The sequence below is a fragment of the Flavobacterium sp. U410 genome (assembly GCF_053570605.1).
Window position 1 is genome coordinate 1 of sequence record NZ_JBSEFI010000006.1, and the last position, 24,732, is coordinate 24,732.

The 24,732-nt window shown below is 33.0% G+C and carries 24 protein-coding genes and 1 tRNA gene; 18 read left to right on the forward strand and 7 right to left on the reverse strand.

Translation table 11 applies throughout. The annotated features are described in order from the left end of the window. Positions 1 to 42: 42 nt before the first annotated feature. The 7 genes from ACUSJC_RS05860 to ACUSJC_RS05890 all read right to left on the reverse strand — a co-directional run bounded on the left by ACUSJC_RS05860 (position 43) and on the right by ACUSJC_RS05890 (position 5,521). A tRNA-Val gene (locus ACUSJC_RS05860) sits at positions 43 to 117 on the reverse strand. Positions 118 to 213: 96 nt separating this feature from the next. Next, entirely contained in the window at positions 214 to 600 is a 387-nt protein-coding gene (locus ACUSJC_RS05865; protein ID WP_449268625.1) for a DUF4258 domain-containing protein, read from the reverse strand. Positions 601 to 721: 121 nt separating this feature from the next. Then, positions 722 to 1,918: an alanine dehydrogenase gene (locus ACUSJC_RS05870; RefSeq protein ID WP_449268626.1), complete on the reverse strand. Its 1,197-nt coding sequence runs from the start codon at positions 1,916 to 1,918 to the stop codon at positions 722 to 724. A 136-nt stretch (positions 1,919 to 2,054) separates the two neighbouring features. Continuing rightward, positions 2,055 to 2,690: an HAD family hydrolase gene (locus tag ACUSJC_RS05875; RefSeq protein WP_449268627.1), complete on the reverse strand. Its 636-nt coding sequence runs from the start codon at positions 2,688 to 2,690 to the stop codon at positions 2,055 to 2,057. Beyond that, positions 2,690 to 3,103, reverse strand: coding sequence for a tRNA (adenosine(37)-N6)-threonylcarbamoyltransferase complex ATPase subunit type 1 TsaE (gene tsaE, locus ACUSJC_RS05880; RefSeq protein ID WP_449268628.1), 414 nt, complete (start codon positions 3,101 to 3,103; stop codon positions 2,690 to 2,692). The genes ACUSJC_RS05875 and tsaE overlap by 1 nt, the downstream gene beginning before the upstream one ends. Before the next feature lie 20 nt (positions 3,104 to 3,123). Next, the gene (porX, locus tag ACUSJC_RS05885; RefSeq protein ID WP_449268629.1) at positions 3,124 to 4,677 is read right to left on the reverse strand and encodes a T9SS response regulator signal transducer PorX; all 1,554 of its coding nucleotides are present in this window, start codon (positions 4,675 to 4,677) and stop codon (positions 3,124 to 3,126) included. 142 nt (positions 4,678 to 4,819) lie between these two features. Next, the gene (locus ACUSJC_RS05890; RefSeq protein ID WP_449268630.1) at positions 4,820 to 5,521 is read right to left on the reverse strand and encodes a hypothetical protein; all 702 of its coding nucleotides are present in this window, start codon (positions 5,519 to 5,521) and stop codon (positions 4,820 to 4,822) included. 180 nt (positions 5,522 to 5,701) lie between these two features. On the opposite strand from ACUSJC_RS05890, the gene ACUSJC_RS05895 reads away from it, so the two are divergent. From ACUSJC_RS05895 to ACUSJC_RS05980, 18 genes are all read left to right on the forward strand, one after another. Then, entirely contained in the window at positions 5,702 to 6,937 is a 1,236-nt protein-coding gene (locus tag ACUSJC_RS05895) for an HD domain-containing protein (RefSeq protein WP_449268631.1), read from the forward strand. A 90-nt stretch (positions 6,938 to 7,027) separates the two neighbouring features. Next, the gene (lpxD, locus tag ACUSJC_RS05900; protein WP_449268632.1) at positions 7,028 to 8,047 is read left to right on the forward strand and encodes a UDP-3-O-(3-hydroxymyristoyl)glucosamine N-acyltransferase; all 1,020 of its coding nucleotides are present in this window, start codon (positions 7,028 to 7,030) and stop codon (positions 8,045 to 8,047) included. A gap of 16 nt (positions 8,048 to 8,063) precedes the next feature. Beyond that, on the forward strand, positions 8,064 to 9,455 hold the full coding sequence (locus ACUSJC_RS05905) for a bifunctional UDP-3-O-[3-hydroxymyristoyl] N-acetylglucosamine deacetylase/3-hydroxyacyl-ACP dehydratase (protein WP_449268633.1): 1,392 nt from the start codon (positions 8,064 to 8,066) through the stop codon (positions 9,453 to 9,455). Positions 9,456 to 9,457: 2 nt separating this feature from the next. Next, positions 9,458 to 10,243, forward strand: coding sequence for an acyl-ACP--UDP-N-acetylglucosamine O-acyltransferase (gene lpxA / locus ACUSJC_RS05910; protein WP_449268634.1), 786 nt, complete (start codon positions 9,458 to 9,460; stop codon positions 10,241 to 10,243). 31 nt (positions 10,244 to 10,274) lie between these two features. Further along, positions 10,275 to 10,835, forward strand: a complete 561-nt coding sequence (gene efp / locus ACUSJC_RS05915) for an elongation factor P (RefSeq protein ID WP_449268635.1) — start codon at positions 10,275 to 10,277, stop codon at positions 10,833 to 10,835. Positions 10,836 to 10,873: 38 nt separating this feature from the next. Next, entirely contained in the window at positions 10,874 to 11,809 is a 936-nt protein-coding gene (locus ACUSJC_RS05920) for a UDP-3-O-(3-hydroxymyristoyl)glucosamine N-acyltransferase (RefSeq protein WP_449268636.1), read from the forward strand. Positions 11,810 to 11,951: 142 nt separating this feature from the next. Further along, positions 11,952 to 12,824, forward strand: a complete 873-nt coding sequence (gene sucD, locus ACUSJC_RS05925) for a succinate--CoA ligase subunit alpha (protein ID WP_449268637.1) — start codon at positions 11,952 to 11,954, stop codon at positions 12,822 to 12,824. A 153-nt stretch (positions 12,825 to 12,977) separates the two neighbouring features. Further along, positions 12,978 to 13,724: a 3-oxoacyl-[acyl-carrier-protein] reductase gene (gene fabG / locus ACUSJC_RS05930; protein WP_449268638.1), complete on the forward strand. Its 747-nt coding sequence runs from the start codon at positions 12,978 to 12,980 to the stop codon at positions 13,722 to 13,724. A 15-nt stretch (positions 13,725 to 13,739) separates the two neighbouring features. Then, positions 13,740 to 15,767 (forward strand): hypothetical protein, encoded by a 2,028-nt coding sequence (locus tag ACUSJC_RS05935; protein ID WP_449268639.1) that lies wholly within the window; start codon positions 13,740 to 13,742, stop codon positions 15,765 to 15,767. 94 nt (positions 15,768 to 15,861) lie between these two features. Next, complete coding sequence (locus ACUSJC_RS05940; RefSeq protein WP_449268640.1) at positions 15,862 to 17,811, forward strand: LTA synthase family protein; 1,950 nt, start codon at positions 15,862 to 15,864, stop codon at positions 17,809 to 17,811. 7 nt (positions 17,812 to 17,818) lie between these two features. Then, positions 17,819 to 18,562, forward strand: a complete 744-nt coding sequence (locus ACUSJC_RS05945) for a phosphatase PAP2 family protein (RefSeq protein ID WP_449268641.1) — start codon at positions 17,819 to 17,821, stop codon at positions 18,560 to 18,562. Positions 18,563 to 18,572: 10 nt separating this feature from the next. Then, positions 18,573 to 19,601, forward strand: coding sequence for a sulfite exporter TauE/SafE family protein (locus tag ACUSJC_RS05950; RefSeq protein WP_449268642.1), 1,029 nt, complete (start codon positions 18,573 to 18,575; stop codon positions 19,599 to 19,601). An 81-nt stretch (positions 19,602 to 19,682) separates the two neighbouring features. Next, positions 19,683 to 20,117: a thioredoxin family protein gene (locus ACUSJC_RS05955; protein WP_449268643.1), complete on the forward strand. Its 435-nt coding sequence runs from the start codon at positions 19,683 to 19,685 to the stop codon at positions 20,115 to 20,117. A gap of 3 nt (positions 20,118 to 20,120) precedes the next feature. Beyond that, positions 20,121 to 21,107 carry an FAD:protein FMN transferase gene (locus tag ACUSJC_RS05960; protein ID WP_449268644.1) on the forward strand — a complete coding sequence of 329 codons (987 nt, stop codon included), beginning with the start codon at positions 20,121 to 20,123 and terminating at the stop codon, positions 21,105 to 21,107. Positions 21,108 to 21,120: 13 nt separating this feature from the next. Next, positions 21,121 to 21,330, forward strand: coding sequence for a DUF4266 domain-containing protein (locus tag ACUSJC_RS05965; protein WP_449268645.1), 210 nt, complete (start codon positions 21,121 to 21,123; stop codon positions 21,328 to 21,330). A gap of 24 nt (positions 21,331 to 21,354) precedes the next feature. Then, on the forward strand, positions 21,355 to 22,680 hold the full coding sequence (locus ACUSJC_RS05970) for a DUF3570 domain-containing protein (protein WP_449268646.1): 1,326 nt from the start codon (positions 21,355 to 21,357) through the stop codon (positions 22,678 to 22,680). Positions 22,681 to 22,685: 5 nt separating this feature from the next. After that, a complete protein-coding gene (locus ACUSJC_RS05975; protein ID WP_449268647.1) occupies positions 22,686 to 23,345 on the forward strand; it encodes a response regulator transcription factor in 660 nt (219 codons plus the stop codon). Continuing rightward, positions 23,346 to 24,722, forward strand: a complete 1,377-nt coding sequence (locus ACUSJC_RS05980) for a sensor histidine kinase (RefSeq protein WP_449268648.1) — start codon at positions 23,346 to 23,348, stop codon at positions 24,720 to 24,722. Positions 24,723 to 24,732 lie beyond the last annotated feature (10 nt).

The window sequence follows — 24,732 nt, forward strand, 5'->3', positions numbered from 1 at the left end:
ACAAATAAAAAAATCCCACATTTCTGTAGGATTTAATTTTAGTGGGCGATGAGGGGTTCGAACCCCCGACCCCCTCGGTGTAAACGAGGTGCTCTGAACCAGCTGAGCTAATCGCCCTTATGTTTGCTTTACTTTGCCGTTGTTTTTAGTTCCGTATTGCGAGTGCAAATATACACTGATTATTTGTATTTGCAAACGTTTTGAAAATATTTTTTATTTTTTTTCTACTTTTTCTAAAACAGCCTTATTACTATAGTTGATCATAGTTACGGTAATGTCTTCACCTTGAGTATTTTTACCTTCAATAATGTAAATTTTACCCTTTTTATAAGGTTGGTTACTTTTTGAAAAATCTACATCGCCATAGCGCAACGTTTTTTTAATATCGTCTATATTAACCCAACCTTCGTGTAATTGAGCATCGGCTTCTGTAGAAACGTCTAATGGTTTTTTGCGTAAGTCTTGTAAAACTCTACAATTAGGAAGGTAACAAAATTCAACTCCGCGAGATTCAGCTTTTGCTCCTAAAAAATAAACCACGAAAAAAGTACCTAATAATAAACCAAATAAATAGTATGCTAATCGAAATTTAAATTTCATTTTTTAATTTTTTGTAAATGTAAGTCAATTTTTTGCATTAGCGGTAGCAGTGTCATCCTTTTTAACGGTTTTTAAATCGTTAAAAAGATAGAACGGATGACGCGACCCAAAGGGGAATGCCCTAAAAAACAAGCAAATTAATATCTCGGAATTCCAAATCAAACCAATCGGCAATGGAGCGATTAGTCAGCAAACCGTGATACATATAAACTCCGTTTTTTAAGCCACGATTGCAACGAATGGCGCTTTCGATTCCTCCGTCATCGGCAATGTGTAACAAAAATGGCGAAATAATGTTACTAATCGACATAGAGGCCGTTTTTGAATAGCGTGAAGGAATATTAGGTACGCAATAATGAATGACGTTATTTTTAATGAATGTCGGTTTGTCGTGCGTTGTTACTTCTGAAGTTTCAAAACAACCTCCGGTATCAATACTAACATCAACAATTACAGCGCCTTTTTTCATGTGTTCAACCATGGTTTCGGTAACCACAATGGGCGCACGGTTTTTGCCACGCATGGCTCCGATAGCGACATCGCAACGACGCAAGGCTTTTAAAAGCGATTTTTCCTGAATGGTAGAGGTAAAAATACGTTGGTTTAAAGCATTTTGTAAGCGACGAAGTTTGGTAATTGAATTATCGAACACTTTTACATTAGCACCAAGACCAATGGCGGTTCGTGCAGCATATTCGGCAACGGTTCCGGCGCCAATAATAACAACTTCTGTAGGCGGAACTCCAGTAATATTTCCGAACAATAAGCCTTTTCCAATATTTTGATTGATCATTAATTCGGCAGAAATGTGGATGGATGCTATACCTGCAATTTCGGAAAGTGAACGAACAGCAGGGTAGGAACCGTCTTCATCTTTAATAAATTCAAAAGCTAAAGCCGTAATCTTTTTTTGAGACAACGCCTCAAAATATGCTTTTCTTTGGGTTTTTAATTGGATAGCCGAAATGATAATTGTTTTTGGGTTCATCATTTCGATTTCAGTTAACGTAGGCGGTTCTACTTTTAGAATCATGGGGCAACCAAATACTTTTTGGGTATCGTTGGTTACTTCGGCACCTGCATCTTGGTATTCTTTATCAGAGTAACTAGAACTTTCTCCGGCTCCAGCTTCCATTAAAACTCGGTGTCCGTGAGAAACTAAAGAAGCAACAGCGTCAGGTGTTAAACAAATTCGACGTTCTTGATAAGCGATTTCTTTGGGAACACCAATGAATAATTCGCATTTGTGTCTTGCTACTTCAAGTTTTTCTTCTTGAGGAATTAACTGAGCTTTTGAAAACGGACTGTAAATAGCCATATTTTTGTATCTGATTAAAGGACAGCCAATTTAGGGAATATTTTAAAATTTTAAAAGGAATTTATGACTATAAAAACAAATTTATCCACATTTTTTTGTGAATTATTTATTTTATAATCCTTTGAATTTTAATGTGTTATTGTAAAAGTTGATCAAAACTTTGAATAATAAACTTTGGATTATCCACTATTCCGAAACCATAAGAGGCATAAACAAAAGGAATTGTGTTGTTTATAGCTGCTTCGGCATCCCAATGGGTATCGCCAATGTAAATCGGATTTTGTAATTGATTTCGTTCTATAACCTGTTGAATATTATATGTTTTGGGTTGGCCTGTATTGCCCGAACATTCAAAATCCTGAAACAAATGATTCAATTGATGGAAATTAAGAAAATTTTCGATATAACCCGACAAGCAATTACTGACGATATACAGCGAATACTTTTGACTCAATTCTTCTAAGACTTCTTTTACTTGAGGAAATAATTGACCGCCTTCGGCTTCTAAAAAGATCTTTTCTTGTTTTTTGTACAATTCGAAAAAGGAATCCAAGGCATCTTCCGTTACAAAAGGAAAGTTTTCTTTTAGAATGATTTCGACTCTTTGTCCTGAAAATGAACGTACTAATTGTCCGTCTACTTTAAAATCGGTTTTTCCAAAAAGAGCTAAAGTTTCGTTCCAAGCCTTTGCTGTGGTTTCGGAAGCATCCCAAAGTGTTCCGTCTAAATCAAAGACTAGACTATCGGGTGAAAGTTCTTGTAAAATTGCCATTAATTTTTGATTTTTAATTCTCTTTTTCCTCCGGGCAAGACTTTAATACTGATTGAAGCATGATCTATCGGAATAAGATTTGGGGTTTTTTCCGGCCATTCGATAAAACACCAATTTCCCGAATAAAAATATTCGTCAATTCCCATATCATAGGCTTCTTCTTCCGAATTTAAACGATATAAATCGAAATGATATACGGTTTCGCCATTGGCAGCCTGATATTCGTTAACCAAAGAAAAAGTGGGACTACTAGAATTATCAGTCACGCCTAAATGTTTAACCAAAGCCTTAATGAGTGTCGTTTTTCCGGCACCCATTTCGGCATGAAAAGTAATTACTTTTTTAAGTTTTGGAATAGCTAAAATTTCTTTTGCTACTTCATCTATTTCTTCTAATGAAAAAGTTCTGATCATTAATACTCAGTGTATTTGATTTATTTTGGTTCCAATACTAAAAACGGAATAATCATTTCTTCCAATGAAATTCCACCGTGTTGATAGGTATTGCGATAATAACTTACATAATGATTGAAGTTATTGACGTAAGCCAAAAATAAATCGTTTTTAGCAAAAATAAAAGAACTACTCATATTGATTGCCGGAAGTCCGATTTTTTTAGGATCTTTTACTGCAAAAACGTCTTTTTCTTCGTAAGTTAAACTACGTCCGGTTTTGTAACGCAAGTTTAATGAAGTGTTTTTGTCACCAATTACTTTGGACGGATTTTTACAATTGATTGTTCCGTGATCGGTAGTTAAAATCAATCTAAAACCTAGTTGTTGTGCTTGTTGAATGATTTCAAACAATGGTGAATTTTTAAACCAACTCACAGTTAACGAACGATAGGCTTTGTCATTGGATGCCAATTCTTTTACGACTTCCATTTCGGTTTTTGCATGCGAAAGCATATCCACAAAATTATAGACAACCGTTGTTAAATCATTGTTTTTTAAGGATTTAAAATTTTCAACTAATTTCTTTCCATCTTTAAAATTGGTGATTTTATAATATTCTTGTTTAATATTTAATCCTAAGCGTTTTAATTGCTCCGTTAAAAATTCGGCTTCGTATAAATTTTTTCCGCCATCATCAATGTCATTTTTCCAATATTGCGGAAATTTCTTTTCCATATCTAAAGGCAACAAACCTGAGAAAATGGCATTTCGAGCATATTGCGTCGCGGTAGGAAGAATAGAGTAGTAACTAACTTCTTTTTCTAATTTATAGTAATTGTTGACAATATTTTCAAACGCTTTCCATTGGTCATAACGCAAATTATCGATCACTACAAATAGAATCGGTTTGTCTTTTTTACGAATTTCGGGCGCTACTAATTTTCCGAAAACCTGATGTGATAAAATAGGGGCATCATCGTCATCTTGAATCCAATCTTGGTAATTTTTTTCTATGAATTTACCGAACTGAACATTAGCTTCGGTCTTTTGGCTTTCCAATATTTCAACCATACTTTGGTCGTCAATATTTTCCAATTCCATTTCCCAATACACCAATTTTTTATACAATTCCACCCAATCTTCAAAGGAATTCACCATGGCTAAATCCATTGCAATTTTTCGGAATTCTTTCTGGTAATCTAAAGTCGTTTTTTCGGAAACCAAACGCGAATGATCTAAATTTTTCTTTAAACTCAATAGAATTTGGTTCGGATTTACCGGTTTTATCAAATAATCGGCGATTTTGGAACCAATGGCTTCTTCCATGATATATTCTTCTTCACTTTTGGTAATCATAATTACCGGAACGGAAGATTTTTTTTCTTTCATTTCGGCAAGCGTTTCCAGTCCGCTTAAACCGGGCATATTTTCGTCAAGAAAAACAATATCGAAGTTGTTTTCTTCAAACAAATCAATAGCATCCTGACCGTTATTACAAGTGGTTACTTCGTAATTTTTCTTTTCTAAAAATAATATATGAGGCTTTAGTAAATCGATTTCATCATCGACCCAAAGTATTTTGATTTTGTTCATAGTTTTAATTTTAATGCGCAATTTACTACTAATTAAACGAAGAATTTATTAAAGTTAGTATAAAATTTGTTGGGAAATGGTTAAAAAGAAAAAGCTTCCTTTAGTAAGAAAGCTTTTCGAATTTTTATGTGATTTTTTATAGCTAGCAATTATAAAACGGACTATCCCAATTGTATTCGCTAACGCTATTTCCTTTTTTGATCAAAAAGAAGAACGTAATAGCGATAATCCATTTCCAACTGAATAGTAATATGATTAAAAACTGAACATCGGTTAATGTTTTTCCTAAAACAAAATGCAACAAATTGGTACTCAAAAGACTTAAAAGAGCAGTAGTTACAATTAAAGTCATTAAACTTTTCATAGGCCACGCTACTATTTTTTTGGACCAATGCAAATCATTTCCCCAGTAATCTAAAAGATAATAATAGTCGTTTCCTAAAGCCATAAATAACAAGGGATCATCATAATTATCCAATTTGAAACTGCTTTTAGGCGCTAAAATTTTAAAATGGTGCAATTCTGTTTCATGTAATTTTTCAAAACCAGCAATCTTTTCAATGGTTTCTTCCGGATATTCATTTTTGTAATATTTGGTATCCAAAAAACGCAGGCGATAATCAATACATAATTTCTTTATGGCATCAACATGATAAATTTTATCGGTTTCCAATGCGTCGAACTGAAAATAATTTGCTTTTTTTCCTTCCGATTGCTTCAGTCGGTCAGTGATGGCTTGGTTTAAAAATGGTTTATTTTCAATAATTTGAAGTTGGGAAAGTACTTCAGACAGTTCCAATTTTGCCTGAAATTTATCCAATTCTTTTTTGAGACTATAATTCATAATCCTTTCATTTTAAATTAAATAGCAATTTGGTATTGATATATCAAATATATTGAATTCTAACTAAGAAAAGAAAGCTTAAATGTTAATTTTGATATGAATTTTATAACTAAAAAAGCTATTTTATGAAAAATATAGCAAACGGATATAATTCTTATCTTTGTTGGAAATTTTTTACCTGTGAGCCAAACTAATAAACTCAAAATATTTAATGATCCTATTTACGGATTTATCACAATTCCTAATACGCTCATTTACGATCTAATTCAACATCCTTATTTTCAACGTTTACGCCGAATTTCTCAAATGGGAATGTCGTATTTGGTTTATCCCGGAGCGCATCATACTCGTTTTCATCACGCTTTAGGTTGTATGCACATTATGCAAAAAGCCGTGCAAACATTGCGTTTTAAAGGCGTTGAAATTTCTCCGGAAGAAGAAAATGCTTTATACATTGCTATTTTGTTACACGATATCGGTCATGGTCCGTTTAGTCACGCCATGGAACATAGTATTGTAGAGGCTATTCAACACGAACAGATTTCGCTTCTGTTTATGGAGCAATTAAATATTGAATTTAAAGGTCAATTGTCATTAGCCATTCAAGTTTTTAAAGGCGAATACCATCGAAAATTCATGTTGCAATTGATTTCAAGTCAGTTAGATATGGATCGAATGGATTATTTAAAACGGGATAGTTTTTATAGTGGAGTAGCAGAAGGGAACATCAATAGCGAGCGTTTAATCCAAATGATGAATGTTGAAAATGATGTTTTGGTTATTGAAGAAAAAGGAATTTATTCAGTTGAAAAATTTTTAGTAGCTCGCCGATTGATGTATTGGCAGGCTTATTTGCATAAAACATCAGTTGTGGGCGAACATATTTTGGTCAACATATTAAAGAGAGCCAAAGAACTTTATGGTAAAGGAATCATTTTAGAAGCTAGTAAACCTTTACAATTCTTTTTAGAAAAGAAAATAAAGTTCGAAGAATTTGATGCATTTGTTTTGGAAATGTTTTCCTATTTAGATGATTACGACGTATTGAGTGCGGTAAAAGCTTGGCAATTCAATGAAGATGTAGTTTTAAGTTCACTTTGTAAGATGATTATCAATAGAGATTTACTTAAAATTAAAATGAAGGACGAAAAACCAACTAAGGAAACCCTTTTACCATATAAAGAAAAATTTATGAGTATGACAGGACTTTCTGAAAAAGAAGTTGAGTATTTTGTCTTTAAAGGAAATCTAAAAAATCAGGCATACAATAAACAAGGTGAGCCCATTAGAATTTTAAAGAAAGACCGAACAATAGAAGATGTAGTGGAAGCATCAGACCAATTACACTTGAAAGCGCTTTCGAAACCCGTAACAAAATATTACATCTGTTTTCCAAAAGTGATCTTAGGAAACTAGGTTTTTAATTTAATTTTATATTTTTGTCGGGTTAAACCAATGTTATCAAGTGGCAAAATAGCTTGAAAAATGTTTTAATTTATTTGTTGAATGAAATTTACAGCAGAACAAATTGCAGGGATTTTGGAAGGTGAAGTAGTAGGGAATCCTAGTGCAGAAGTTTATAAATTAGCTAAAATTGAAGAAGGATCAGAAGGTTCCTTAACTTTTTTAGCCAATCCAAAATATATCAATCATATTTATACGACAGAAGCTACAATAACTATTGTCAATAAATCTTTTGAACCGGAACAAGAAATAAAAACCACTTTAATAAAGGTAGAAGATGCTTATAAATCTTTTTCTACTTTATTAGAATATTATAATCAAGTTAAGTTAATGAAATCAGGAATTGAGCAACCTAGCGTACTTTCTGAAGGAGTAACTTACGGAGAAGATTTGTATTTGGGAAGTTTCAGTTACATTGGTAAAAATGTAAAAATCGGAAATAACGTAAAGATTTATCCTAATAGTTTCGTTGGTGATAATGTAACGATTGGTGATAATTGTATTTTATTTGCCGGAGTTCGCGTGTATTCTGAAACTGTAATTGGGAATCATTGTACTTTACATTCAGGAACAATTATAGGTTCTGACGGTTTTGGATTTGCACCACAAGAAGACGGAACGTATAAAAAAGTACCTCAAATTGGTAATGTAATCATTGAAGATTATGTAGAAATAGGTTCTTGTACTACAATTGACAGAGCCACTTTAGGCTCAACAGTAATTAGAAAAGGTGTAAAATTAGATAACCAAATCCAAATTGCTCATAATGTAGAAATCGGGGAAAACACGGTTATTGCTTCGCAAACCGGAGTAGCTGGATCTACTAAAATTGGTAAAAATTGTCAAATCGGTGGGCAAGTGGGCATTGTAGGACATCTTATTATAGGTGATAATGTCCGCATTCAAGCACAATCCGGAATTGGCAAAAATTTAAAAAATAATGAAGTAGTGCAAGGAAGTCCGGCTTTTGGATATACTGATTTTGCGAAATCTTTTGTTCATTTCAAAAACTTGCCTAAAATTGTAGCCGATTTAGATCAGCTTAAAAAAAGTAACAACTAAACTAAAATAGATCGTCATGGTTAAACAAACAACCATTGGTAATGAAATTTCATTAAAAGGAGTAGGGCTTCACACAGGACAAGAAGTTACTATGACTTTTAAACCGGCGCCGGTCAATAACGGAATCACTTTTGTTCGTGTTGATTTAGAAGGGCAACCTATTATTGAAGCAGATGCTAATTATGTGGTTAATACTCAAAGAGGAACAAATCTTGAGAAAAAAGGAGTAAAAATTCAAACTCCTGAACACGTTTTAGCAGCAATTGTTGGATGTGATATTGACAACATTATTATTGAATTAGATGCTTCAGAACTTCCTATTATGGATGGTTCCTCTAAGTATTTTGTAGAAGCTTTGGAAAAAGCAACCATTGTAGAACAAGATGCTGAAAGAAAAGTGTATGTCGTAAAAGAGGTTATTACGTATATAGATGAAGCTACAGGAAGTGAAATCACAGTAATTCCTGCTGATGAATATAGTGTTACTACCATGGTTGATTTTGGTACTAAAGTTCTAGGTACTCAAAATGCAACTATGAAAAGTATTAAAGAATTCAAAAACGAAATTGCTAGTTGTAGAACTTTCAGTTTCCTTCACGAGCTTGAAACTTTATTGAATAACGGTTTAATTCAAGGAGGTGATTTAAATAATGCCATTGTTTATGTAGATAAAGAAATATCTGAAGAGACAATGGAAAACTTAAAGAAAGCTTTCAATAAAGATAATATTTCAGTAAAACCTAATGGAATTTTAGACAATCTTACGCTACATTATCCGAATGAAGCTGCTCGTCATAAATTATTAGATATATTAGGTGATTTAGCTTTGATAGGAACAAAAATAAAAGGTAAAATCATTGCTAATAAACCCGGACATTTTGTAAATACTCAATTTGCTAAAAAAATGTCTAAAATTATTAAGTTAGAAGAACGTAACAATGTTCCTTCTTATGATATTAATCAAGAGCCGGTAATGGATATTCATGGTATCATGAATTTATTACCACACAGACCGCCATTTTTATTAGTAGACAAAATCTTAGAACTTTCTGAAAATCATGTGGTAGGACTTAAAAATGTCACCATGAATGAAGATTTCTTTGTTGGACATTTCCCAGGAGCACCTGTAATGCCGGGAGTTTTACAAATTGAAGCAATGGCACAAACCGGAGGTATTTTAATCTTAAGTACGGTTCCGGATCCTGAAAATTACTTGACTTATTTTATGAAAATTGATAATGTTAAGTTCAAAAATAAAGTTTTACCAGGCGATACGTTATTTTTTAAATGCAATTTAATTTCTCCTATCAGAAGAGGAATTTGTCACATGCAGGCGTATGCATACGCTAATGGAAAATTAGTATCAGAAGCCGAATTGATGGCACAAATTGTTAAAGTAAAAAATTAAATATGAATCAACCGTTAGCTTACGTTCATCCGGGAGCAAAAATTGCAAGAAATGTGGTGATAGATCCTTTTACTACTATTCATAATAATGTAGAAATTGGAGAAGGAACTTGGATTGGCTCAAACGTAACCATCATGGAAGGGGCAAGAATTGGTAAAAACTGTAACATTTTTCCGGGTGCAGTTATTTCAGCTCCACCACAAGATTTAAAATATCAAGGCGAAGAAACTATAGTAGAAATTGGCGATAATACAACTATTCGTGAATGTGTAACCATTAACAGAGGAACCACTGATCGCATGAAAACGAAAATTGGTAAGAACTGTTTAATTATGGCGTATTGTCACGTAGCACATGATTGTATTGTAGGTGATAATTGTATTTTTTCAAATAATACCAATTTAGCCGGACATATTACTGTTGGTGATTTTGTTGTTTTAGCCGGATTAGTAGCTGTACACCAGTTTTGTTCTATCGGAAGTCATTCTTTTGTGACCGGAGGTTCTTTAGTTCGTAAAGACGTTCCGCCGTTTACAAAAGCTGCCCGTGAACCACTTTCTTATGTGGGTATTAATTCTGTAGGATTAAGAAGAAGAGGTTTTTCAACAGAGAAAATTAGAGAAATTCAAGAAATTTATAGAATTTTGTACCAAAGAAACTACAATACTACTCAAGCTTTGAGTATTATTGAAGGTGAAATGGAAGCAACAAATGAACGTGATGAAATTATTCAATTCATCAAAGACTCATCAAGAGGTGTAATGAAAGGATATTCAGGAATTTACTAAAATCAACATAAACAAAAATTAAATAAGAACCATGGCTACAACAGCAGATATTAAAAACGGATTATGTATTAAATTTAATCACGATATTTATAAAATCGTTGAATTTTTACACGTAAAACCAGGAAAAGGTCCTGCTTTCGTTAGAACTAAATTAAAATCATTAACCAACGGAAAAGTTCTAGACAACACTTTTTCTGCAGGTCATAAAATTGAAACTGTTCGTGTAGAAACACATACATTCCAATATTTATACAATGAAGGTGATGATTTTCACTTCATGAATACAGAAACTTTTGAACAAATTACATTAAACAGAAATATTCTTGATGCTCCGGATTTATTAAAAGAAGGAGAAAATGTAATGGTTCAAATCAATACTGAAACTGAGTTACCATTGGCAGTTGATATGGCGGCTTCCGTAATTTTAGAAGTAACCTATACTGAACCGGGAGTTAAAGGAAATACAGCAACAAATGCTACTAAACCAGCAACTGTTGAAACTGGAGCTTCAGTTAACGTTCCTTTGTTCATTAATGAAGGAGACAAAATTAAAATTGATACCGCTACAGGTAAATACATGGAAAGAGTTTAATTTTAAAAACAGCCCCAATGTTTTATTGGGGTTTTTTTATGAAATTTTATAGAAAACATAGCTTACAAGAAATTGCCGAAATCATTGATTGTGGTTTTATAGGCGATGCCCAGTTTCCGGTTTTAGGAATGAATGAAATTCATGTTGTAGAACCCGGAGATATTGTTTTTGTGGATCACCCCAAATACTACGACAAAGCACTTCAGTCGGCAGCTACTATTGTTTTAATTAACAAAGAGGTAGAATGTCCGGAAGGAAAAGCGTTGTTAGTTTCTGATGATCCTTTTCGTGATTTCAACAAATTAACGAGACATTTTAAACCGTTTCTTTCGGCTTCAACTTCTATTTCTGAAACGGCAGAAATAGGTGAGGGAACCGTTATTCAGCCCAATTGCTTCATTGGCCACAATGTAGTTATTGGTAAAAATTGTCTAATTCATGCCAATGTTACTCTTTATGACAATACCGTAATTGGTGACAACGTAATCATTCACTCGGGAAGTATCTTAGGTGCTGATGCTTTTTATTACAAAAAGCGTCCGGAAGGCTTTGACCAATTGCTTTCTGGCGGTCGAGTAGTGGTAGAAGACAATGTAGGAATCGGAGCTTTATGTACTATTGATAAGGGAGTTACCGGAGACACAACTATTGGAGCCGGAACGAAAATTGACAACCAAGTACATGTTGGTCACGATACTGTTATTGGTAAAAAATGCTTAATTGCTGCTCAAACCGGTATTGCAGGTTGTGTTGTCATTGAAGACGAAGTAACCCTTTGGGGGCAAGTAGGTACAACTAGCGGAATTACTATTGGAGCCAAAGCTGTCGTTCTGGCACAATCCGGAGTTTCCAAGTCTTTAGAAAGTGGAAAAGTATACTTTGGTTATCCGGCTGAAGAATCTCGTGAAAAACTAAAACAATTGGCTAATGTCAAAAAAATTCCTGAAATAATAGAAATTTTAAAGAATAAATAAGTTCAATTTTTGACTTAATCTTTCGATAAAAGGATACTAATTTAGCAAATATCCACTAAAATAATTTCAAAAACATGTGGCTATTTTGTTTAAAAACTTATTTTTGTAGAATAAATAAATAACAAATCAATAATCTCAAATTATGAGCGTTTTAGTTAATAAAAATTCAAAAATAATTGTTCAAGGATTTACCGGTAGCGAAGGTACTTTCCATGCATCACAAATGATTGAATACGGTACAAACGTTGTAGGCGGTGTAACACCAGGAAAAGGTGGTTCTACTCACTTAGACAAACCGGTTTTCAATACAGTTAAAGATGCTGTAGATCAAGCTGGTGCAGATACTTCTATTATTTTTGTTCCGCCTGCATTTGCTGCAGACGCTATTATGGAAGCTGCTGAAGCAGGAATTAAAGTAATCATCTGTATTACTGAAGGTATTCCTGTAGCGGATATGATTAAAGCTTATGACTATATCAAAGATAAAGAATGTCGTTTAATTGGTCCTAACTGTCCTGGAGTAATTACTCCTGAAGAAGCAAAAGTAGGTATTATGCCTGGTTTCGTTTTCAAAAAAGGTAAAGTAGGTATCGTTTCTAAGTCAGGAACTTTAACGTATGAAGCTGCTGATCAAGTAGTGAAACAAGGATTAGGTATCACAACTGCAATTGGTATTGGTGGTGATCCAATTATTGGTACTACAACTAAAGAAGCTGTTGAATTGTTAATGAATGATCCGGAAACAGAATGTATCATTATGATTGGTGAAATCGGTGGGCAATTAGAAGCTGATGCTGCTCGTTGGATTAAAGCTGACGGAAACCGTAAACCGGTTATTGGTTTCATCGCTGGTGAAACTGCTCCTAAAGGAAGAACAATGGGACATGCCGGTGCAATTGTTGGTGGTGCTGATGATACAGCTGAAGCTAAAAAACGCATCATGAGAGAAAACGGAATTTTCGTTGTTGATTCTCCTGCTGAAATAGGTAAAAAAGTTAAAGAAGTTTTAGGATAATTCCTAATTTCAAATATAAAATAGGAAAGCCTCGTTTTACGAGGTTTTTTTATGCTAATTGCTCATAAAATTAGGATAACTTTAAAAATTAGAAGTACATCTATACTATCGAAATTAGTATATTTGCTTATAATTTTAACAAACGGACAAAAAATGAAATTATTAGAAGGAAAGGTAGCTATCATCACTGGTGCCAGTAGAGGTATCGGTAAAGGTATAGCTGAAATTTTTGCCAAGCATGGTGCTAACGTAGCTTTTACGTATAGTTCATCGGCTGCTTCTGCACAAGAATTAGAAAATGAATTAAACGCTTTAGGTGTTAAAGCAAAAGGATATCAATCAAATGCAGCTGATTTCAGCGAAGCCCAAAAATTAGTGGATGATGTTTTAGCCGATTTTGGTAATATCGATATCTTAATCAACAATGCCGGAGTTACAAAAGATAATCTTTTAATGCGTATGTCAGAAGAAGATTTTGATAAAGTAATCGAAATCAACTTGAAATCGGTTTTCAATATGACAAAAGCCGTTCAAAGAACCATGTTAAAAAACAGAGCTGGATCTATCATTAACATGAGTAGTGTTGTAGGAGTGAAAGGAAATGCAGGTCAGGCTAATTATGCAGCTTCAAAAGCAGGTATGATTGGTTTTACTAAGTCTATCGCTTTAGAATTAGGTTCACGTAACATTCGTTGCAACGCTATTGCTCCTGGATTCATTGAAACAGAAATGACAGCTAAATTGAATGACGATGTTGTAAAAGGCTGGAGAGAAGGTATTCCTTTGAAAAGAGGTGGAAGTCCAGAAGATGTAGCCAATGCTTGTGTATTCTTAGCTTCTGATATGAGTGCTTATGTAACGGGACAAGTGTTGAACGTTGATGGAGGAATGTTAACTTAATAATTCGAAAGTAATATGACAACAAGCACATTTTTTTTACTTGGCTTAGCGTTTGGTATAGCTGCTTGTTTGTCCTATTTTCAATATTTATACAAAGCCAGTGAAAAGAGTTCCAAGTTCTTTTTATTGGCTTTTTTACGTTTTTTTAGCTGGTTTTTGGTATTGGTTTTACTCATTAATCCTATTATCAGTTCTAAGAAATACGAAATCGAAAAAACGCCTTTGCCGGTTTATTTTGATAACTCAGAATCTATAAGTGATTTAAAGGCAAATGAAGAAGCTAAAAAGATATTCAATCTCATAGAAAACAACCCTAAAATTCGTGAAAATTTTGAGGTTCAACTGTTCCAATTTGATGAAAAAGTTACTTTAATAGATACTTTAAATTTTAAAGGAAAACAAACACAAATAGAACAACTTAGTCGGGAAACAAAACAGCTTTTCAGAAATAAGAAAGCACCTGTTCTTATTGTAACAGATGGTAACCAAACTTTTGGTAATGATTATACCTTTAGTTTTACTGAAACCACTCCGGTTTATCCCATTGTTTTAGGTGATACAACACAAGTTTTAGACTTAAAAATTGACAAAATAAACGTCAATAAATATGCCTTTTATAAAAATAAATTTCCGGTTGAAATTTTTACGAATTACAGCGGAAATCAAAATACGGAAGCTACTTTACAAATCCTTTCTAACGGAAAGGTTATTGCAAAACAAAATATTACATTCAATTCACAACAGCAATCAAAAATTGTTCAGTTTTATTTAGAGGCCAATTCTATTGGTTCTCAAAAATTTTCGGCAGTAATTAGCAGTAATCTTGTTGAAAAAAACAAAAAGAACAACACTAAACCTTTTGTTGTTGAAGTTATTGACCAACGTACCGAAATTGCGCTAATCAGCGACATCAATCATCCCGATTTAGGTGCATTAAAAAGAAGTATCGAGAATAATCAGGAACGCAAAGTAACTATTGTAGCGCCTGATAAAATAAACGACTTAGGAAAGTTTAATGTGTTAGTTGTATACCAACCTAATGCTAAGTTCAAAAGTATCTTTGAAACCAATGCCAGATTTAAATTAGGCGTTTTTGTGATTACCGGAACCCAAACAGATTTTAATTTTTTAAATCAGGTTCAGCAAGATTTTGTGTTTAGAATGAATAATCAAACCGAAAATTACTCGGCAACTTTTAATTCCGGTTTTAATGCATTTCTTCAAGAAGACATTCGTTTTAGTAATTTTCCGCCTTTAGAGAATAAATTTGGAACGTTTAATGAAGTTTCTAAAGGAAATCCTTTATTGTTAGCCAAAATTAGAAATATAGAAACCCCAAATCCTTTACTTACGTTCAAAGAAGACGGTAACCAAAGAAAAGGGTATTTGTTTGGCGAAAATATATGGAAGTGGCGAATGGAAAGCTATTTGCAACAAAAATCGTTTAAAGATTTCGATTTGTTTGTAGACAAAATTATCCAATATTTGGCAACCAATTCTGATCGAAAATCATTATTGGTGCAATATGAAAGTTTTTACAACAGCGGAGAAACTATCGAAATTTCAGCGCAGTATTTCAATAAAAATTATGAATTTGACGAAAACGCAGAACTTTCAATTGCATTAAAAAATAAAGAAACTAACGAAGTTAAAAATTATAATTTCATGAAAGCCAATCAGACTTTCAAGGTTAATTTTAACGATTTGAAAGCCGGAAATTATAGTTTTACCGTAACCGAAAAACAATCGAAAGCAACAGAATCGGGTTCATTTGAAGTTTTGGATTTTGATATCGAAAAACAATTCGTCAATCCGGATGTAAATCGTTTGCAAGAATTGGCTCAAAATACTAACGGGAAAGTGTATTATCCTAACCAAGTTCAAGATTTGTTAACCTTTTTAGCTCAAAATAAAGAATATCTTCCGGTTCAAAAAGAAATCACAACCAAAGAACCTTTAATCGATTGGAAATGGCTGTTAGTTCTTATTGCTATTAGTCTTTCGGCAGAATGGTTTATTCGAAAATACAATGGCTTGTTATAGTCTTAAGCCAATCTTAATTTAACATTAAGCGGTTCTTAAGCAAAACTTAAGTTGTACTAAAGACCTTTGATTCGCTAATCAATTGTACTTTAAAATGCTTAAATTTTCAAAACGATTCAGAACGTTAACATGGTTCAGTTCAGGTTTTATCTTGATTTCTTTCTTATTGCGAATAGCTTTTTTGCTTTGGCAACTTAATGAAGTCGATCTAAGTATTATTAAGATATTCCGCATTGTATTGACCGGATTATTTTTTGACATCGGCGTGCTATCTTTTTTATGGACAATAGTTACACTCTATACCTTATTAATACCTCAAAAATGGATTGGAAGCTTTGCTGATAAAACAATCACTTTTTTCGGAATGGGATTGGTTACTTTAATTTTCACCTTTACTTTTTTTGCAGAAATTACGTTTTGGGAAGAATTCCATTGCCGTTTTAATTTCGTTGCAGTTGATTATTTGATTTATACTTATGAAGTGATTAAAAATATCAATGAATCTTATCCTTTGGTTATTTTAATTCCTTCCATTTTAGCTTTAGTAAGTTTGATTTTTCTATTATTTTCAAAGAAAAATGTGTTCAAAGATACTTTCACGGCTACAATTGATCTTAAAACAAAAGCTACTTTCTTTGGTACAAGTTTAGCCGTTTGTTTATTTTATTCTTTCTTTATCAAAAATAATCAAGCCGAATGGTCTGAAAACCGATACAACAACGAAATTTCAAAAGCGGGTATTTACTCATTCTTTTCTGAATTTAGAAACAATAAACTAGATTATGCTGCTTTCTACGAAACCATTGAGGAAAAAGAAGCCTTTTCTTTGGTACGCAATCATTTCAACCATAAAAACACTACTTTTCTTTGTACTGATGAATGCATTAAAAGAGAAATAAAAGATACTGTTCCTGAACTTCATCCTAATGTTGTTTTTGTTTTAATGGAAAGTATGAGTGCCGATTTTATGCGTTCTTTCGGAAACAATCAAAACCTAACTCCGAATTTAGATAGCATAGCCAAACAAGGTTTGTTCTTAGCCAATTTATTTGCAACCGGAAACCGAACTGTTCGTGGCATGGAAGCGGTTACGCTGTCTATTCCTCCGACACCGGGACAAAGTATTGTAAAAAGAGAGCACAACAATAATCTTTATACTGTTGCTAGTGTTTTTAAGGCTAAAAACTATCAATGTAACTTCTTTTATGGAGGTGATGGTTATTTTGATAATATGAATTCATTTTACGGTGGAAATGGCTTTGATATTTATGATAGAGGTAGAGGAAGCATTTTAAGCGATGAAATTAAAACTACTCGTCATTTGATTACGGATAAAGAAGTAACTTTTGAAAACGCTTGGGGAATCTGTGACGGTGACATTTATAATAAAATGATTCAAGTGGCTGATAAAAGTTACCAAGATAAAAAGCCTTTTTTCAACTTTGTCATGACGACTTCTAATCACCGACCTTATACGTATCCGGAAGGAAAAATTGATATTCCATCGGGAACGGGTAGAGAAGGAGCCGTAAAATATAGCGATTTTGCAATAGGCGAAATGTTCCGAAAAATAAAAGATAAACCTTGGTTTAAAAATACCGTTTTTGTTTTCATTGCCGATCATTGCGCTAGCAGTGCCGGAAAAGACGAAATTGATGTTAAAAACTATCACATTCCGGCAATTATTTATGGTAATAACATTATTCAACCTGAAAAAGTAGAAACATTATGTAGTCAAATAGATATTTTCCCAACATTATTTGGACAATTACATTGGAATTATACGTCAAATTTCTTTGGAAGCGATATAAAAGCTTCTGATTATCAATCACGTGCTTTAATTGCAACGTATTTAAAATTAGGTCTTTTAAAACCCAATCATGAAGTTTTAGTACTTTCTAATAAAAAGAATTGCCACCAATACCAATGGGATGAAGAAACTAATAATTTGAAACCAGAAAAAGTTAATTCAAAATTTGAACAAGAAACTATTGCATGGTATGAAACAGCTGACTATCTTTATAGTAATAGATTACTTAAATAAATAAAAAATGAAGCTATTTCTTTCTTTTTTTATATTGTGCATTTTTTACATGGTTTCAGGCCAAACAAAAAATGATACTATTTCAAAGGATAAAGATCTAAAATTCAATTATAAAGCTTTGATTATTCCAAGTGTATTAATTGGTTATGGAATAATTGGAATGGAAAGTCATACTATTCAGTCTTATAATAATGAAATAAAAGATGAACTCACTGAAAATATAGATGATAAAATAACCATTGATGACTTTTCACAATATTCACCGGCTGCTTCAGTATACGTTTTAAATGCTGTAGGGATAAAAGGTTGGCATAATATTAAAGACAGAACTGTTATTTTGGCTACAGCTTATGCTATAATGGGAGGAACGGTTTTAACTGTTAAAAGTACTTCAAGAGTTGAAAGACCGGATGGTTCTTCTAATAATTCCTTTCCATCAGGGCATACAGCAACGGCTTTTATGGGAGCCGAATTTTTGTATCAGGAATACAAAGATGTTTCCATTTGGTATGGTATCACAGGTTATGCTGTAGCCGCCGGAACAGGTTTTTTCAGAATGTATAATGATAGACATTGGCTTACAGATGTTATGGCCGGAGCCGGAGTAGGTATTTTAAGTACAAAGATAGCCTATTGGCTACATCCGGTATTAAAGAAAAGTATTTTCAAGAACGAAAAGAAAACCAACAAAGTAGTAATGCCTTATTACAACGGAAATCAATACGGAGTAGGACTGGCAATTACTTTCTAAATAAATTGATATGATTTTTCAGATATTATTTTTAACAGTGACTACAATTATAGCTTTTTGGTTAAGTGCTGTAAGTGGTGGTGGAGCAAGCTTAATTTTAATACCTGTATTGAATTTGTTTTTACCGACGTCAACCATTCCTTTTACATTAACCGTAGGAACTTTATCTAGTTCGGCGTCACGAATTGTTTTCTTTAAAAAGTATATCAATTGGAAGATTTTCTTCTGGTTTTTTCCTTTTTCGGTTCCTGCAGCGTTTTTGGGTGCTTCGTTAATGAAATCATTAAACCCCGATTATTTGCAATTTGGAATTTCACTGTTTTTAATAGCCAATGTATTTCAATTGATAAAACCGCAAGATCAATTAGAAAACAACTCTAAAAAATCAAATGTTATTTTAGCCTTAATCGGTTTCTTAGCAGGTTTTATTTCCGGAGTAACAGGTGCCATTGGATTACTTTTCAATAGATTTTATTTTAAATATGGCTTATCTAAAGAGGAAATCATAGCCACAAGAGCAGCAAATGAAATTTGCCTTCACATCACCAAATTGATTATTTACTTTTCATTAGGATTGTTTTCAAAAAATGCCATTTGGTTTGGTCTAGCAATTGCTATAGGAGCTATTTTATCTTCTTATTCTATTCAATTTTTGCTTCCGTTTATCAAAGATTCTGTATATAAAAAAATTGGTTATACAGCCATGGTATTTTCCGGTTGTCTTTTACTAATGAGTTCGTCAAAACGAATTATTGAACAAGATAGAATAGCTATATTAAATCAAAAGGACGAAACAAAAATCAATTGGAGAAACAAAACCATAGTTCTGGAATTTTCTTCAAAAGAAGGCATAGAAATTGAGATTCCTGCTAATAAAGAAGATTTACCTGAAAATCTTAAAAAAGAATTTCATAAATTTAAAGAATTATATGACGAAGTCATGATTGAAAAAGTCTATAAATCATATGCGCTAGAAGGTTATGAATTCAATTGCTACAGTCAAGATAATTTAAAGAAAGTTACCGTTCTCAAAGGTTAAAGTTAAGATTCACTTAAGAAAAAAAATAAGCATAATTATTAAACTTATAAATCGTTTAATTTGTATAATAAATAATCTACTATGAAAAAGATTGCAACGCTTTTAATACTATTAACTTCGTTAGTTAGTTTTTCTCAAGATTGGAAATACAATTTTGAAGAAGCAAAAAAAACGGCTCAAAAAGAGAACAAGAACATTATTGTAATTTTTTCAGGATCTGATTGGTGCGCGCCATGTATCAAGCTAGATAAAAACATTTGGCAATCCGAAGAATTCAAAAAAGAATCAGCTGAAAATTGGGTTTTAGTTCGTGCCAATTTCCCCAGAAAAAAAGCCAACCAACTTTCTGAAGAACAAACTACTCTCAATAGAGAATTAGCAGAGAAATATAATAAAGAAGGAAGTTTTCCTTTGGTTGTAGTTTTAACACCAACAGGGAAAGTTTTAGGAAAAATGGGATTCAAAAACGTTTCTCCTGAAGAATATATCAAAATGATTCACGCTTTAGAAGATTAAATTATGCGCTATTTCCTTTTCGTTTTATTTTTTGGACTGGTAACCAATGCCCAAATTGTCTATAAAAAGCAACAAAGCTTGTTGGGAAGTCCCTTCGAAATTACAGTAGTAGTTCCTGATAGTACAAAAGGAGAATATTACTGTAATATGGCTATTGAAGAAGTAAAACGAGTAGAAAATTTAATATCAGATTGGATTCCAACAACGGAAATTTCGCAAGTCAATCAAAATGCAGGAATCAAGCCTGTAAAAGTGAGCAAAGAAGTTTTTGATTTGGTTACCCGAGCTATTCAAATTTCTAAATTAACTGAAGGCGCTTTTGATATAAGCTATGCTTCTATGGATAAAATATGGAAGTTTGACGGCAGCATGAAAAAAATGCCAACTCCGGAAGAAATTCAAAAATCAGTAGAGCGGGTAGGCTATCAAAATATTATTTTAGATTCCAACAACTTAACTATTTTCCTTAAAAATAAAGGAATGAAGTTGGGTTTAGGCGGAATAGGACAAGGATATATAGCAGATAACATTAAAATGTTACTCCAAAAAAAAGGCTGTACTTCAGGAATTGTAAATGTATCAGGAGATATCAATGTTTGGGGATCACAACCTGATGGAGAGTCTTGGAAAGTCGCTATTGTGAACCCTATGAATAAATCGAAAGTTTTTGCTACTTTTCCATTGATTGACAGTGCGGTAGAAACTTCCGGAAGTTATGAAAAGTTCGTAACGTTTAACGGAAAACGATATTCACACATCATTGATCCTAGAACCGGTTATCCGGCAAGCGGAATCGTTAGTGTTTCTGTTTTTGCAAAGCAAACAGAACTTGCCGATGCCTTAGCCACAGCTATTTTCGTATTGGGAAAGGAAATCGGATTAAATCTGATCGATCAATTACCAGGATTAGGATGTATAATTGTTGATGACAAAGGCGAAATATTTACATCGAAAAGCATTGATATTAAACAATACCAACACCACGAATAAACTACTTAACATTATGAAGAAGATTTTAATTTTAATTGTCTTGATTGCAGGTTTACAATCATGCAATACTGTAAAAGAATACGACAAGCAGTATCTTAACGATCCTGAAATGAAATTATCGGCACGTCCATCCGAACGTTTCGAAACCAATTATCAAGTATATAGAGAAGCTGCTGCAGGAGCCAATGGTGGAAAAACCGGTGGTGGTTGTGGTTGTAACTAAAACTAACTTTTTTAACAAATAGAAATGAAGAAATTAATTGTCTTTCTTATAACATTGTCCGGTTTTGCAGCAGAAGCTCAGGAAAAAGACTCTACAGAAGTTAGTTACAAAAAACGTGTTTTGGAAGCTACAGAAGTAGATTTCTTAATGAGTTACTACAAACAAGACGGAGTTCACTCAGCTGTTTCAGGCGGTAGAGGAATGGAAAAATTAACAGATGTTACACCAACGATTGTGGTAACGATGCCTTTAAATGACGATGATGTTTTAACAGTAGATGTCGGAGTTTCTGCGTATTCATCCGCTTCTTCAGGAAATATCAATCCGTTTGATAGCAATACACCGAGTCCGTGGCAAGCCAGTTCGGGAGCTTCTGCTTCTGACCAATTGACGAGTTTGGTCATGAATTACAGCCATAGTTCTGATGACAGAAATACCATTTGGAATGCTCATATTTCGGGCTCTGTGGAATATGATTACCACTCTATTGGTTTTGGCGGTGGTTATACTAAATTATTCAATGATAAAAATACAGAATTTAATGCTTCTGCAAATGTGTATTTGGACCAATGGAAACCTATTTATCCTAAAGAACTTCAGGATTTTGCTGATTTTGGTTTAAATGGCGGAATTTTTCACCGTTTTACGATTACCACAGATGATCCTTTGAATTTTGCATCTTACAATCCTGAAAAATTTAAGTTTCATAATAACAAGAATCGTAATTCGTATGCTTTGTCATTGAGTTTATCTCAAGTATTTAGCAAAAAAATTCAGGCGTCCTTTTTTGTTGATATTTTACAACAACAAGGTTTACTTTCAACACCTTACCAACGTATTTACTTCAGTGATAAGCCTAATTATTACATTAATGAATTTCAGTTGGCCGACGACATCGAACGTTTGCCCGATACACGTTTTAAATTGCCTATCGGTATGCGATGGAATTTTTATCTAAACGAACGTATTACGTTAAGAACCTATTATCGTTACTATTGGGACAACTGGGGCATCGATTCGCATACAGCAAGCATCGAAATTCCGGTAAAATTAAGCGATAAGTTCACTATTTATCCAATGTATCGTTATTATACGCAAAATGCCTCTAAATATTTTGCACCTTACGAAATGCATTTGTCTACAGAAGAATATTATACTTCTGATTATGATCTATCTACTTTTGTGGCCAATCAATACGGTGGAGGTATAAGCTATACAGACATTTTTACATCGGCTAAAATTTGGAAATTCGGTATTAAAAATATTGATTTACGATTTAATCATTACGATAGAAACGATGGTTTAAGCGCAAATATCGTATCTTTCGGCATTAAATTCATACAGCAATAAAAAATATGAACATACTCATTGTTGAAGACGAAATAGGTATTTCAAATTTCCTAAAACAAGGACTAGAGGAGGAAGGCTTTTCCATAACTACAGCTTCAAATGGAGCAGAAGGGTTGGAAAAAGCCCTTCAATCTTCTTTTGATCTTATTTTACTGGATTGGATGATGCCCAAAATGTCAGGCTTAGAAGTATGTCAAAACATCAGAAAAGTAAATAAAACCGTTCCCATTTTGTTCTTAACTGCTAAAGATACCGTTCAGGAAACAATAGAAGGCTTAAAAGCAGGCGCAAATGATTACATCAAAAAACCATTCAGTTTTGAAGAATTACTGGAGCGTATCAAAATTCACTTTCGCCAAAAAGAAAATACTACATTAAAACTGGGTAATATTACATTAAACAAAAGTACATTTCAGGCTTTTATTGATGGAAAAGAAGTCTCACTTACCCAACGGGAGTTTGAACTGTTAGCTTATTTAATTGAAAATAAAGGAAAGGTTTGCACTCGCAATAATATTATTGAAGACGTCTGGGATATTCATTTTGAATATGATACAGGCGTAATCGATGTGTTTATGAATGCCATTCGTAAAAAACTGAATTTATCAAAAGAACAAGATTTAATTAAAACTATCCGTGGCGTAGGGTATATGGCGCAAGATTAAATGTTTTCACTGTCTTTTAAAAATAGAATTGCTTTTTATTACATCGTGAGTTCAGCTTTACTCATCGGATTGGTATTTCTATTTTTATTTCAGATATCCAAACTGAGCATTAATTCCCATATTAATGGCGAAATTACAACCGAACAACAAAAACATTTGCAAAGTGTCACCCTTGATAATAACGATACTTATTTAATACGTGTGAACCAATGGCGAGATAGAGAACATAACGCTGTGGATGTTAATCCTGTTTTTGTTGAATTTTATGATAATAACAGAGAACTCATTGATAAATCACCTAACTTAAAGGATAAAGATTTAATACTGTATGATCAAAGTAAAGACAATAAATTCGTTGATGCAGAAATAAACGGAAAAAAAATCCGACAGATACAAACTGAAATTTTCGACAATAAAAAAATTGTAGGGTACATGGTGGTCGCCATGTCAATGGATGATGCTGATTTTATAATAATTCTTCAAAATGTATTATTAATAACCTATCCCTTAATTTTAGTTATTCTATTTTTCATTGCCCGATTTTTTGCCGGTAGAAGTATCGCACCGATCAGTGCGATTATTGAAACTTCTTCAACCATAACAAAAGATAATCTTTCCAGTAGAATTCAACTTCCGAATAACAAAGACGAATTATATCATTTATCACTACAGATCAACCAGTTATTGGATCGAATTGAAAATGCTGTAGAACGTGAAAAACAATTTACTTCTGATGCTTCTCACGAATTAAGAACGCCTTTGGCAGTCATAAAAGGTACTTTAGAAGTTTTAATTCGCAAGCCCAGAACGAAAGAAGAATACAACCAAAAAATAGCATATTGTATTAACGAAGTGGATCGTTTGAACACTTTGGTCGATCAATTGTTGCTTTTAGCGCGTTTTGAAAACCAAAAACAAAATATTAAAAACGATACCATTTATCTCAACACATTGATTTTAGATATTCTCTCAAGGCATTCCATAAGTCTGAAAGAAAAAAATATTGCAGTTACTACATCGATTAAAGAAGATGCAACACTGACATCCGATTATTATCTGATTTCTATAATCTTCAACAACATTATTTCAAATGCCATTAAGTATTCTAATTTTTATGGAAAATTGCGAATTGAAGCAATTTCAACTGAAAACGGACTAGAATGCAAAATTTCTGATAACGGATTAGGCATTTCCAAAGAAGATTTAGATAAGATATATAATTCATTTTTTCGCTCTAATGTAACTTCACATCCCGAAATTAAAGGAACCGGAATTGGTTTATCCATTGTGAAAAGACTTTGTGACCTTCTAAATATTAAAATAGCTATTGACAGTACAGAAAATAAAGGCACTACAGTTCTTCTAAGCTTTTCTTAATTTTACTTTA

Coding starts and splice junctions, on each gene's coding strand:
- ACUSJC_RS05865 (WP_449268625.1), bottom strand. CDS start 600: ATGAAATTTAAATTTCGATTAGCATACTATTTATTTGGTTTATTATTA.
- ACUSJC_RS05870 (WP_449268626.1), bottom strand. CDS start 1,918: ATGGCTATTTACAGTCCGTTTTCAAAAGCTCAGTTAATTCCTCAAGAA.
- ACUSJC_RS05875 (WP_449268627.1), bottom strand. CDS start 2,690: ATGGCAATTTTACAAGAACTTTCACCCGATAGTCTAGTCTTTGATTTA.
- tsaE (WP_449268628.1), bottom strand. CDS start 3,103: ATGATCAGAACTTTTTCATTAGAAGAAATAGATGAAGTAGCAAAAGAA.
- porX (WP_449268629.1), bottom strand. CDS start 4,677: ATGAACAAAATCAAAATACTTTGGGTCGATGATGAAATCGATTTACTA.
- ACUSJC_RS05890 (WP_449268630.1), bottom strand. CDS start 5,521: ATGAATTATAGTCTCAAAAAAGAATTGGATAAATTTCAGGCAAAATTG.
- lpxD (WP_449268632.1), top strand. CDS start 7,028: ATGAAATTTACAGCAGAACAAATTGCAGGGATTTTGGAAGGTGAAGTA.
- ACUSJC_RS05905 (WP_449268633.1), top strand. CDS start 8,064: ATGGTTAAACAAACAACCATTGGTAATGAAATTTCATTAAAAGGAGTA.
- lpxA (WP_449268634.1), top strand. CDS start 9,458: ATGAATCAACCGTTAGCTTACGTTCATCCGGGAGCAAAAATTGCAAGA.
- efp (WP_449268635.1), top strand. CDS start 10,275: ATGGCTACAACAGCAGATATTAAAAACGGATTATGTATTAAATTTAAT.
- ACUSJC_RS05920 (WP_449268636.1), top strand. CDS start 10,874: ATGAAATTTTATAGAAAACATAGCTTACAAGAAATTGCCGAAATCATT.
- sucD (WP_449268637.1), top strand. CDS start 11,952: ATGAGCGTTTTAGTTAATAAAAATTCAAAAATAATTGTTCAAGGATTT.
- fabG (WP_449268638.1), top strand. CDS start 12,978: ATGAAATTATTAGAAGGAAAGGTAGCTATCATCACTGGTGCCAGTAGA.
- ACUSJC_RS05935 (WP_449268639.1), top strand. CDS start 13,740: ATGACAACAAGCACATTTTTTTTACTTGGCTTAGCGTTTGGTATAGCT.
- ACUSJC_RS05940 (WP_449268640.1), top strand. CDS start 15,862: ATGCTTAAATTTTCAAAACGATTCAGAACGTTAACATGGTTCAGTTCA.
- ACUSJC_RS05945 (WP_449268641.1), top strand. CDS start 17,819: ATGAAGCTATTTCTTTCTTTTTTTATATTGTGCATTTTTTACATGGTT.
- ACUSJC_RS05950 (WP_449268642.1), top strand. CDS start 18,573: ATGATTTTTCAGATATTATTTTTAACAGTGACTACAATTATAGCTTTT.
- ACUSJC_RS05955 (WP_449268643.1), top strand. CDS start 19,683: ATGAAAAAGATTGCAACGCTTTTAATACTATTAACTTCGTTAGTTAGT.
- ACUSJC_RS05960 (WP_449268644.1), top strand. CDS start 20,121: ATGCGCTATTTCCTTTTCGTTTTATTTTTTGGACTGGTAACCAATGCC.
- ACUSJC_RS05965 (WP_449268645.1), top strand. CDS start 21,121: ATGAAGAAGATTTTAATTTTAATTGTCTTGATTGCAGGTTTACAATCA.
- ACUSJC_RS05970 (WP_449268646.1), top strand. CDS start 21,355: ATGAAGAAATTAATTGTCTTTCTTATAACATTGTCCGGTTTTGCAGCA.
- ACUSJC_RS05975 (WP_449268647.1), top strand. CDS start 22,686: ATGAACATACTCATTGTTGAAGACGAAATAGGTATTTCAAATTTCCTA.
- ACUSJC_RS05980 (WP_449268648.1), top strand. CDS start 23,346: ATGTTTTCACTGTCTTTTAAAAATAGAATTGCTTTTTATTACATCGTG.